Raw genomic sequence first — 10,264 nt, 5'->3', positions numbered from 1 at the left:
TAACTATAGGCGTGGACCACTTCAAAGGGGGAGGCTCAAGTGGCGTGCGCTTCTCAAAAGGGCCCATCAGCTTCTTTTGATTACATTGCTCTACTAGAAGTCTTATTTGATTTTGCATGAGAACTACAATAGGGGCTCAGGGCAGTTATATTTGATTGGCTGTTTTGGGCGAAATGTTCGTGCAAAATTGCTTGTCTTGGAGGAGTTTATACTTTGCATGATAGGAAAACGAAGTTGACTCAACAACTCCTTGGTAGAAAGCGTACCAAGACCACCTGTTGAAAATTTTATTGGTGAATTGTCTTTCAAACGCATCGGGATGCATAATGATGCTTGGCCTTGATGTTATGGTTTCTAAAAAACAACCCTATGTCATTTTGCTTTAGGCTATTGATCGTTATTCGCATTCGAGAGTTAGTAAAGAAATTCTAAGACAACGTCTCTCAAGTGCTCTAGGTTAAATTTTTTAGTAGTAGTTGAGGGTCTTAACTAACAAGAAAGTGAGTTCTTATTGACGGCGTAAAAACAAGAAGTTCCAATTGCTTGATCCAAGCAGTAATCCATTTCACAATAATTTTAATCTCGAGTGCTGCAAGAAGTAGTTCATATGTTATTCTCGTTTAAAAAAAAGCAAAAAAAACCGATTGTAAACCTGTCGGATTTGAGTTTAGTTTCACCTATTACGGTAGATGAGCAAAATAAATTTGGATTTAAGTTGAGGAAGGATTGTAATTTTTGGAAGTATAAAATTCCGATCAATTGGTCCGTTGATCCATTTAATGATAGGAATTGGTGTTTTCAATTGCATGCTTGGAGGATGTTAGATCCATTACTTCGAGAATATCGTAAGGACGGAGATAATGTACATTTATTGAATTGCTTAGAGTTCGTGAAAGATTGGGAACATTATCATCGAACACGTAAAGCAAAAATGTCCTGGTATGATATGGCAACAGGTATTAGAGCAGCCAAAATTGCATATTTATTAGATCGACATAATCTTAATGTAATTCAGTTTAAAAAATCCGACCTGCGAATATTGAGAAAACTTGCACGTCAACACCTCAGTGTTCTCACTGACAAGAATTTTATTTCTTATGGTAATCATGCTTATTTCCAATTGGCAGGGTTAAAATGCCTGGCGCAGGTCTTTAAAGTGCCTTTGGAAGTGCATGAGTTTGCAAATACTATGATGCAAAATTTGATCTCTAGTCAGTTTACAACCTGTGGATTACACAAAGAACATTCTCCGAGCTATCACAATTTTACAATTTCAATGATCAGGAAGTTAAGAATAGACAAGAATTTCCCTCAAGTTGGTGCTGATCAAATATTGAAGCTAGCAGGTAGCTCTTGTTCAGATTTCGTAATGCCTGATGGATCAATCATACCTATTGGTGATAGTTTTGGAAAGGAGGAAAAGCCTAGATCAGATAATCAAATTAAAATCACTAATAGAATTGAGTGTGGTTACTGTTCCGTTCGCTCATCGACAGAAATGATGTTTGTGACAGGTATGGCTTATAGCGAACTTCACAAACATGCTGATGATCTTAGTTTTGTTTTGTTTTGTGATGACCAGCATGTATTCATTGACAGCGGGAAATATGGTTACCAGCGTGATGACTGGCGTGATTATTTCGTTAGTGCAGATGCGCATAATACCATAAGCGTTCTCGAACAAAGAGTTGGCCCTAAGGACGTGGTATATGAAGGAAGTCTTTTAAATCGTTTTGAACAGATTCGAGATACCTATCACATATCAGGAATAGTTAGACGTCCTGGATTATTTGAGCAAACTCGGGCTATTGAGTATAAACCAGGTGAGAAAATTCTTATTTGCGATAATTTAAAGTCGTGCAAGCAAGTTACTTATGCGAGTAACTTACACCTTGCAGAAGATCTTATCCCAGAACCCCTAATCAATGGCTTTCAAGTAATGCTAAAGTCCGGCAGGTTGATTAGTGCGACCGCTAGTAATGTTAGTGCAATTGAATTCGTAAGAGGTGGCAAAGAGCCCATTGTGGGATGGTCAAGTTCGGGATATTTGCAGACTAATCCCATCAGTACTGTTCGAGCTATCGTTAAGGATTCTAATCAACCTATAGTGTGGCAGATTAATCTCAACAACAACCGCGTTTGCAAGAGTGCCGAAAGTGAGCTTAAGTGTATTTGAGATACACTTTGGATGGATATGTTGTCACTTAAAGATACATATCTGATGTCGAACCTGTTAGCCTACTTCCAGTATATAAATACTTCTTGGTGATGCTCTAAAAAATAGCTAGAGCATCACTGCGGTTGCCTACGATGAACAGATTGCACAGACTTGAGAAAAACTCTCCCGTTGTTTGCTCTTTCATATATTTGCTACGTTGTTATCCATTTGGAATCTTCTCATAGCTATCAAATAAACGATAGTTGATTGCTGGAACTCGTGGCAGAACTTTAGTCTTTTACCCAACCTTGATATGCGTGCAAGACAACTAATCATTAGCGGTTTGTTTTATTACGCCGCGTTGGATTTGGTCTTCTTCTATGCTTTCGAAGAGGGCGCGGAAGTTGCCTTCGCCGAAGCCTTCGTCGCCTTTGCGTTGGATGAATTCGAAGAAGATTGGGCCGATGACGGTTTTGGAGAAGATCTGTAGCAGGATCTTGGTCATGCCGCCGCCAATGACGCCTTCGCCATCAATGAGGATGCCGTGTTTGGCCATGCGGTCGAGCGGCTCGGTGTGGCCGTGGACGCGCTCGGCGCTGCGGTCATAATAGGTCTGTGGTGGGCCGGGCATGAATTTGAGGCCATCTTCTGCCAGCTTGTCGGTGGCTTCATAAATGTCGTCGGTGCCCACAGCGATGTGCTGGATGCCTTCGCCTTTGTACTTCTTCAGATACTCTTCGATCTGGCTGGTGTCGTCCTTGGACTCGTTCAGCGGAATGCGGATTTTGCCACATGGGGATGTGATCGCGCGGCTGACAAGGCCGGTGATGCGGCCATCAATGTCGAAGAAGTGGATCTGCTTGAAGTTGAAGAGCTCGCGGTAGAACGTCCACCACTTGTCCATGTTGCCGCGATAGACGTTGTGGGTCAGGTGGTCGAGGTAATAGAAGCTCTTGCCCGTTGGTTTGGGGTCTGCTTCGCCCAGCCAGTCGAACTCTTCTGAATAGGCAGAGCCTTTGTCGCCGTACTTATCGATGAAGTAGAGGAGGGAGCCGCCGATGCCTTTGATTGCGGGTGCATCGAGGGTTTTGTCGGAGCCGGTGTAGGCTTCCGCCCCGCGGTTGATGGCATGCTCAAAGGTCTTTTGTGCATCTACAACGCGCCATGCCATGGACGGGGCGCATGGGCCGTGCTCGTCAATGAAGCGGGAGGCGAAGCTGTTTGGCTCTGCGTTGAGGATGTAGTTCACATCGCCCTGACGGTAGAGCGTGATGTTCTTGCTCTTATGCTTTGCAACAGGTGCAAAGCCCATGCGGCGGAAGAGGACGTCCAGCTTTTCCGGCTCTGGGTGGGCAAATTCAACGAACTCGAAGCCGTCGGTGCCAGCAGGGTTTTCTGCTGTAATCTCAGCTGGTCCTGCATCGTGCGGAAATGGGCCCATTTGTTCCTCCTCAAACAAGGCAATTTTAATTTAGAACCATTCTGAAATATCTGTGGCGCGACAGGTTTGCATTCTTACGTAAAATCACGCAGTATATGCACAAATTGTGCGTCATATATTGATTTGGTGCGAATAATGATTGAGCTAGACCAGTTTGACCTTAAGTTACTTGCAGCGCTGCAAGAAGACGCCAGCCAGACCAATCAGGAGTTGGGAGAGGTGATTCACCTTTCTGCCTCGCAGGTTTCGCGTCGGCGGACACGGTTGGAGCAGGAGCGGGTGATCCGTCGCTATAAGGCTGATCTTTCGCCGGAGTATCTGGGGCTGGATGTGATGGCGTTTGTTGGGGTGGCGCTGGCTACGCACAACAAGGAGAACTCCAGGTTGTTTCGTGATCTGGTGCGCACCATTCCCAGCGTGCAGGAAGCCTACGCCATGACGGGGGACATGGATTACATGCTCAAGATCCGGGTGAAAGATCTGAAGGCCTTGAGTGAGGTGATCAACAATGATCTGCTGCCTCATGAGGCGGTGCAGAACGTGCGCAGCTCCATCGCGATGGATACGCTGAGGGACGACAACCATTTGCCGCTTGGGTAGTAGATTAACTGATGCGTACTCTAATCCGAAAACCGGTGTCCACTTTTCGGGAGTACGCTCTCAAACATTACAATTTTGTCAGGTTGTGTTTTTGCGGGATGGGGCATCTTGAAGTGAAAACTTTGGGTTCCCATCTCCATAGAGATTTGACGGGTAACGTCCAAAAGCAAAGGGATAGGTTTACAGATGTTCGACAGCAAGGCACTTCTTGATCAGTTCTTGGGTTCCAACGGTGGCAATCAGGCCCGTGGTGCTTTGGACAAAGGGCAGTCGTACATCAAAAACAACGCCGGCGGACTTGCTGGTGGTGCCGTTGCTGGTGGATTAGCCGGATACCTTCTTGGCAGCAAGAAAGGCAAGAAACTTGGCAAAAAGGCTGTGAAATACGGCGGCATGGCGCTGGTTGGTGGCCTTGCCTACAAAGCATTCCAGACATGGCAAGACGGTAAGAACAATGGCGGCGGCGGTGCAGCTGCGCCTCATGGTTCTGCGCAGACGCAAGCTCAGGCTCAGGCGGCTCCCGCAACTGTTGTACCGGTGCCAGAGCCGCTCGCCCTGCCGGACCCGACTGGCACTGCGTTTGACCCGGATGCAGGGAATGGTGATGCCAAAGAGTTTGCTATGGCGCTGATCGTTGCGATGATCCAGGCGGCCAAAGCGGATGGCACTGTAGACGGTGATGAGATGCAGCGCATCTTTGAAAAGCTGGATGAGCTGGGCCTGGGTGCTGAAGAAAAAGCGTTCGTTTTGGATGAGATGCGCGCGCCGCTGGACATTGACCGCGTGGTGGCGTTTGCGACCTGTCCGGAAACGGCTGCTGAGATCTACACCGCATCGCGCCTTGCAATTGACCCGAACCTACCTGCCGAGCAGGCCTATCTGATGATGCTTGCCGCACGGCTGGAGCTGGATAGCGGTTTGGTTACGGAGTTGGACAAGGCGATTGCGGCGGCTCAAGCGCAGGCCTGAATGCGCTGATATTTGAATTGCTCGCAAATCGGGTGGTTACGGTTTGCGGAAGGCCATAGGTTGCTCCCAACTTGAGGAGTGACCTATGGCTTTTTTTATTTCCGGATTGAAATCCGACGAGTTTGACGCGCTGAACGGCCTGAGCGAAGAGCAGCTGGCAGAGCGCAATGTGGTTGTTTATGTGGCTGATGAAAAGCCGGGCTTTCCGTGCCGTGTCACACTGGATGATGCCGAGGTTGGGGAGCGGGTGTTTTTGCTGAACTATGCCTACCAGCCCAATGACACACCCTACAAAGCGTCCCATGCGATTTTTGTGCGCGAGAATGCAGCGGATGCAATGCCCTATGAGAATGAGGTTCCGGTGTCGCTGTCCTCGCGGTTGTTGTCACTGCGCGGGTTTGATGCAAACCACATGATGATTGAAGCGGATATTGCGCAAGGGTCTGACATCAAACCGATGCTGGAGAGCTTCTTTGAGAACCCGGATGTCTCTTATATTCAAATGCATTATGCACGGCGCGGGTGCTTTGCAGCGGTGGCACATCGTGGGTGATCTAAACATATCTTACTAGTGCAAACCTCCCGCTCAGTTTCTATCCTAGGCAGCATCGAGACTTAGGGCTTGGGAGGGCCGGCATGCGCGCATTGGGAACCTGGGATTACATCGTGGTTGGGGCTGGCTCAGCGGGCTGTGTTGTTGCGAACCGACTTTCTCAGGACCCGGATGTGAAGGTGCTGCTGCTGGAAGCTGGCGGCAACGACAAGCATCCGTGGGTGCATATCCCCGTTGGCTATCTGTACTGCATGGGCAATCCGCGTATGGACTGGGGTTTCCAGACCGAGGTGGAGCCGGGGCTGAATGGGCGTAAGCTGAACTATCCGCGCGGCAAACTGCTGGGCGGGTGCTCTTCCATCAACGGCATGCTGTATCTGCGCGGACAGGCGCAGGATTATGACAACTGGCGCCAGCTGGGTCTGACTGGCTGGGGCTGGGATGATGTGCTGCCGTACTTCCTGAAGTCAGAGGATCATTATGCAGGGTCTTCCGAGGTGCATGGGGAAGGCGGGGAATGGCGCGTTGAAGAGCAACGTTTGTCGTGGCCGATCCTTGACCGTTTCCGCGATGCTTGCGAGGAAGTGGGCATTCCGAAAATTGACGACTTCAACGGCGGTGACAACTTCGGCTCCTCATATTTTCAGGTGAACCAGCGTAAGGGCGTGCGTTGGAGTACGTCCAAGGGGTTTTTGAAGCCTGCTGAGAACAGAGGAAACCTGAAGGTTCTGACGAATGCACAGGCGACTGCGCTCGTGTTTGGCGGGCGCCGCGCGACTGGGGTTTGCATGATGGTGAAAGGCGAAATGACTTCTGCTGCCTGTACAGGAGAGATTATCCTGAGTGCAGGGGCCATTGGATCGCCGCAAATTCTGGAATTGTCCGGCATTGGGTCTGGTGAGCGATTGACCCAGCATGGCATCGACATGGTGCTGGATCAGCCTCAGGTTGGCGAGAACCTGCAGGACCATCTGCAGATCCGTAGCATCTACAAGGTTCAAAACACTGTTACGCTGAACCAGCGAGCCAACTCGTTGATTGGCAAAGCGAAGATAGCGGCTGAGTATGCGCTGAGCCGATCTGGCCCAATGTCCATGGCGCCCAGTCAGCTTGGGGTGTTTACGCGCTCCGACAGTTCTTATGAAACGCCGAATATTGAGTATCACATTCAACCGTTGTCGCTGGATAAGTTTGGCGATCCGCTGCACGATTTTCCGGCGATTACAGCGAGTGTTTGTAATTTACGGCCAGAGTCTCGCGGCAGCGTTCATATCGGGTCTGGCAACGCAATTGCGCATCCGAAGATCCAGCCAAACTACCTTTCTGCCGAAAGTGATCGCCGTGTAGCAGCAGACAGTTTGCGTTTGACCCGCACGATTATGGAGACCAGCGCGATGGCTGAATTCTCTCCGGAGGAGTATCTGCCGGGTGCGCATATTGTCAGTGATGATGATCTTGCAATTGCAGCGGGCGACATTGGCACCACGATCTTCCACCCTGTGGGGACGTGTTCCATGGGAGCTGTGGTTGATGAGCGGCTGAAGGTGAAGGGCATTGAGGGCCTGCGCGTCGTTGATGCTTCCATTATGCCACGCATCGTCTCTGGTAATACCAACTCTCCGACAATCATGATTGCGGAGAAGGCCTCTGATATGATCCGTGAGGACCGGAAGAATGCGGTGGTGGCTGCTTAGGGGAGTGTTCTGCGGTTATTCGCATTCTTTTTCGCGTTCGAAGTAATCGCGCAGCAAGCCTACTCGTTTGGGGCGGAAGGATTCCTCCAGGAACTCGACTGACTGGATCCGGTCCAGCCGGAACATGCGGAAATCTTCTCGTAGGCAGCACCAGGAGATCAGGGCCTGTACCTCGCTGAAGAAGTAGATGGTGAGCGGCCAGACTTTGCGTTTTGACAGGCGGTCCTTCAGGTCCAGATAATTCAGAGACACCGCCTGTTCATTCCAAATTGCTTCGCGAAGACCGGGGAAGTCTGCCTCTGATGTAGGCGTGTTGCGCAAGATGTGGCTGCCGACTGTCGCATGCCGCAATCGTTGGCGCATACTTTGCGGAAGGCTTGCTTCCAACTTCACCAAAGCATTTTGTGCTGCGTACGTGAATTCTATGTTGCCAAGTTTAGCGACGGTATGCAGGCCAAGAGCCAACGCTTCCACCTCGTCAGCTTCAAAATGCATTGGCGGCAATGAGGGGTCTTCTGTCAGCGTGTAGCCGAACCCTGCTTCCCCATCGATGATTGCGCCAGAGGACCGAAGGCTTTGAATGTCGCGGTAGATGCTGCGCTCTGAAACTTCCATTTCCAAGGCCAGCCTTGATGCTGTCACCGGCGAAGGCAATCGCCGCAGGACTTGCATCAGGCGAATTAGGCGGTCAGAGCGGCTCACGAACAGTCTCCAGTTTCAACATGTCTATGCATGATTGAGTTTGAGTATAACCATGCTGACAAGAATTGTCAGGAGCCCCTTCGTATTTAGGTGCAGCACAGAGCTAACACATCAAGTTCCATGAAACTGGTCAGGGAAACCGGCATGTCGCACTTAAAGACTATTTTTGTAATCGGAGGTCTCCTCGCAATGTCTACTACTTTTTCAACCACTGCTTCAGCTGCTGAAACTGCGGATAAACTCACTATCGTCAATCCCCAGAGCCTCTATGATCCATCTGCCCATGGTTACAGCGTGTCCGTGGTAGCGCCAGCTGGCGCACGGGTTGCCTATGTTTCCGGGCAAGGTGGTGCCGACGACAAAGGCGCTTATTCGCCTGATTTTTCGGTACAGGTTAAGCAGTCATATGCAAATCTGAAAAAGGTGCTTGATGCGCTTGATGCCACACCAGCTCAAGTTGCCAAGCTTACCGTCTATGTGGTTGACCATGATCCATCGAAGCTTGGCGTGCTGACACAAAATGTCATTGAGATGTTTGGAGAAACGCTGCCGGCACAGACTCTGGTTCCCGTACCCAAGCTGGCAATTGACCCGATGCTGTTTGAAGTGGAAGCGGTCGTTATCCTTCCATAGCTTTTGCAAAGGATGCGCTTCCTTCCGGATGCGTGAGGCCCTGTGATGAAGTCCCCAAGTTCATTGCAGGGCAATCCCTTTTGCTGCGCTTAATGATGCCTTTGCAGATGTTGAGGCATCATTGCCAGAGTGTTTTCGGCGCGCGATGAGCGAGACGAATATCTGAACGCCAGCAGCAGGAGGCCTGAGGATGCATGATGTGATTGTGGTTGGGGGGAGTTACGCTGGAATGGCTGCTGCCTTGCAATTGTTGCGTGCTCGCAGATCTGTTCTGGTGATTGATGTAGGTGAGCGACGGAACCGCTTTGCCGAGCATGCCTACGGTTTTTTGGGGCAGGATGGGGTGAGGCCTGATGACATATGGAAACAGGCGAGAGACCAACTTGATGCCTATCCGGGGCTCACTTGGTATACGGGGACGGTTCAGGAAATTTCTGGTGAGATTGGAATGTTTCGTGTTTGCACCGATATGGGTGCGGACTTCACATCTCATCGGGTTTTGTTTGCGACAGGTGTTCGTGACGAGCTTCCCGATATTCCGGGTTTGGCTGAGCGCTGGGGCAAATCGGTTTTGCATTGTCCGTATTGCGATGGAAACGAGCTGAACAACGGACCAATCGCTGTGATTGCCTTCAACCCCGTCTCTCTGCATCAGGCAGAGATTATGCCGGAGTGGGGACCAACGACCTTTTTCACCAATGGTGTGTCTTCATTGGAGGAGGAGCAACGAGCACATCTGCTTCGTAGAGGCGTTACTCTTGAAGATACTGGGATCAGCCGCATAGACGGCACCGCTGATATTGTGCTTGAGGATGGCCGTGAACTTGAGTTCTCCGCTGTTTTTGTTGTCTCGAACACATATCCATCCAACCCTTTGGCTCAATCGGCTGGCTGTGCGCTGGAGGATCACCCTATGGGGCAACAGCTTGTGACTTCTGAGTTCAAAGAGACGACTGTGCGCGGTATTTTTGCTTGTGGTGATGTTGCGCGCGTTCCGCACTCAATCTCCTTTGCCGTTGGTGATGGTGTCTGGGCCGGAATGCAGGTGCATCGGTCATTGATTGATCCCAGTCTTTGAGGGGTGAGGTGCAACCTCCGAGATACCTGTTTGACTGAGCTTTCGCGGAGGAGGCAGACGGTGCTGTCACTTTGGGAAACGCAACCTGAAAGACTTGGCTGCAAAGGTGAGAGAGCCAGGAGCTGTTGCGGCTTAGAGAATGAATACGCTTGACGAAACCCGTATGGGTCTTGATATGAGTCAGTGGTTCGGGTGGGGTAGGTCCTTATAGTTCAAGCCGGACTCGCGAAATGGAGTGTCTTGGTGGTGACTGGTATCTGGCGTTTTCTTTCTGCAGTTGTTGTGAGCCTTGCGCTGGTTGTTGGTGGCGGGGTTGCTTCGTTTGCGCAGGAGCCGGAGCGCATACTGGTGTTTGCAGCGTCCAGCTTGAAGGATGTGCTGGAGGATGCAGGTGCACAATTTGATCAATCCCATAACACCAAGACAGAATTCTCCT

The 10,264-nt window shown here is 50.1% G+C and carries 9 protein-coding genes and 1 pseudogene; 8 read left to right on the top strand and 2 right to left on the bottom strand.

Translation table 11 applies throughout. The annotated features are described in order from the left end of the window. Nucleotides 1-607: 607 nt before the first annotated feature. The gene (locus tag PsWM33_RS11445) at nt 608-2,176 is read left to right on the top strand and encodes an alginate lyase family protein (protein ID WP_063300309.1); all 1,569 of its coding nucleotides are present in this window, start codon (nt 608-610) and stop codon (nt 2,174-2,176) included. 310 nt (nt 2,177-2,486) lie between these two features. Here the strand turns inward: PsWM33_RS11445 and hppD are convergent, their stop codons facing one another. After that, nucleotides 2,487-3,599, bottom strand: a complete 1,113-nt coding sequence (hppD, locus tag PsWM33_RS11440) for a 4-hydroxyphenylpyruvate dioxygenase (RefSeq protein ID WP_063300308.1) — start codon at nt 3,597-3,599, stop codon at nt 2,487-2,489. A gap of 135 nt (nt 3,600-3,734) precedes the next feature. On the opposite strand from hppD, the gene PsWM33_RS11435 reads away from it, so the two are divergent. The 4 genes from PsWM33_RS11435 to PsWM33_RS11420 all read left to right on the top strand — a co-directional run bounded on the left by PsWM33_RS11435 (nt 3,735) and on the right by PsWM33_RS11420 (nt 7,415). Continuing rightward, complete coding sequence (locus PsWM33_RS11435) at nt 3,735-4,199, top strand: Lrp/AsnC family transcriptional regulator (RefSeq protein WP_063300307.1); 465 nt, start codon at nt 3,735-3,737, stop codon at nt 4,197-4,199. A gap of 186 nt (nt 4,200-4,385) precedes the next feature. Further along, the gene (locus PsWM33_RS11430; RefSeq protein WP_063300306.1) at nt 4,386-5,168 is read left to right on the top strand and encodes a tellurite resistance TerB family protein; all 783 of its coding nucleotides are present in this window, start codon (nt 4,386-4,388) and stop codon (nt 5,166-5,168) included. 85 nt (nt 5,169-5,253) lie between these two features. Further along, nucleotides 5,254-5,721, top strand: a complete 468-nt coding sequence (locus tag PsWM33_RS11425) for a DUF1203 domain-containing protein (RefSeq protein ID WP_063300305.1) — start codon at nt 5,254-5,256, stop codon at nt 5,719-5,721. An 83-nt stretch (nt 5,722-5,804) separates the two neighbouring features. Then, nucleotides 5,805-7,415, top strand: coding sequence for a GMC family oxidoreductase (locus tag PsWM33_RS11420; RefSeq protein WP_063300304.1), 1,611 nt, complete (start codon nt 5,805-5,807; stop codon nt 7,413-7,415). A 15-nt stretch (nt 7,416-7,430) separates the two neighbouring features. Here the strand turns inward: PsWM33_RS11420 and PsWM33_RS11415 are convergent, their stop codons facing one another. After that, complete coding sequence (locus PsWM33_RS11415) at nt 7,431-8,117, bottom strand: helix-turn-helix transcriptional regulator (RefSeq protein WP_063300303.1); 687 nt, start codon at nt 8,115-8,117, stop codon at nt 7,431-7,433. Nucleotides 8,118-8,261: 144 nt separating this feature from the next. Between PsWM33_RS11415 and PsWM33_RS11410 the strand changes: the two genes are divergently transcribed. The 3 genes and pseudogenes from PsWM33_RS11410 to PsWM33_RS28015 form a co-directional block, all read left to right on the top strand. Beyond that, nucleotides 8,262-8,750: a RidA family protein gene (locus PsWM33_RS11410; protein ID WP_063300302.1), complete on the top strand. Its 489-nt coding sequence runs from the start codon at nt 8,262-8,264 to the stop codon at nt 8,748-8,750. A gap of 190 nt (nt 8,751-8,940) precedes the next feature. Then, nucleotides 8,941-9,828 (top strand): NAD(P)/FAD-dependent oxidoreductase, encoded by an 888-nt coding sequence (locus PsWM33_RS11405; protein WP_063300301.1) that lies wholly within the window; start codon nt 8,941-8,943, stop codon nt 9,826-9,828. Nucleotides 9,829-10,071: 243 nt separating this feature from the next. Then, a pseudogene (locus PsWM33_RS28015) lies at nt 10,072-10,264 on the top strand (molybdate ABC transporter substrate-binding protein); the annotation flags it as partial.

This window comes from Pseudovibrio sp. WM33 (assembly GCF_001623165.1).
Taxonomy (GTDB): domain Bacteria; phylum Pseudomonadota; class Alphaproteobacteria; order Rhizobiales; family Stappiaceae; genus Pseudovibrio.
This window is presented reverse-complemented; position numbering and strand designations above follow the sequence as displayed.

What these genes read in the sequence shown, in the direction of transcription:
- PsWM33_RS11445 (WP_063300309.1), top strand. Translation starts at nt 608, where the DNA reads ATGTTATTCTCGTTTAAAAAAAAGCAAAAAAAACCGATTGTAAACCTG.
- hppD (WP_063300308.1), bottom strand. Translation starts at nt 3,599, where the DNA reads ATGGGCCCATTTCCGCACGATGCAGGACCAGCTGAGATTACAGCAGAA.
- PsWM33_RS11435 (WP_063300307.1), top strand. Translation starts at nt 3,735, where the DNA reads ATGATTGAGCTAGACCAGTTTGACCTTAAGTTACTTGCAGCGCTGCAA.
- PsWM33_RS11430 (WP_063300306.1), top strand. Translation starts at nt 4,386, where the DNA reads ATGTTCGACAGCAAGGCACTTCTTGATCAGTTCTTGGGTTCCAACGGT.
- PsWM33_RS11425 (WP_063300305.1), top strand. Translation starts at nt 5,254, where the DNA reads ATGGCTTTTTTTATTTCCGGATTGAAATCCGACGAGTTTGACGCGCTG.
- PsWM33_RS11420 (WP_063300304.1), top strand. Translation starts at nt 5,805, where the DNA reads ATGCGCGCATTGGGAACCTGGGATTACATCGTGGTTGGGGCTGGCTCA.
- PsWM33_RS11410 (WP_063300302.1), top strand. Translation starts at nt 8,262, where the DNA reads ATGTCGCACTTAAAGACTATTTTTGTAATCGGAGGTCTCCTCGCAATG.
- PsWM33_RS11405 (WP_063300301.1), top strand. Translation starts at nt 8,941, where the DNA reads ATGCATGATGTGATTGTGGTTGGGGGGAGTTACGCTGGAATGGCTGCT.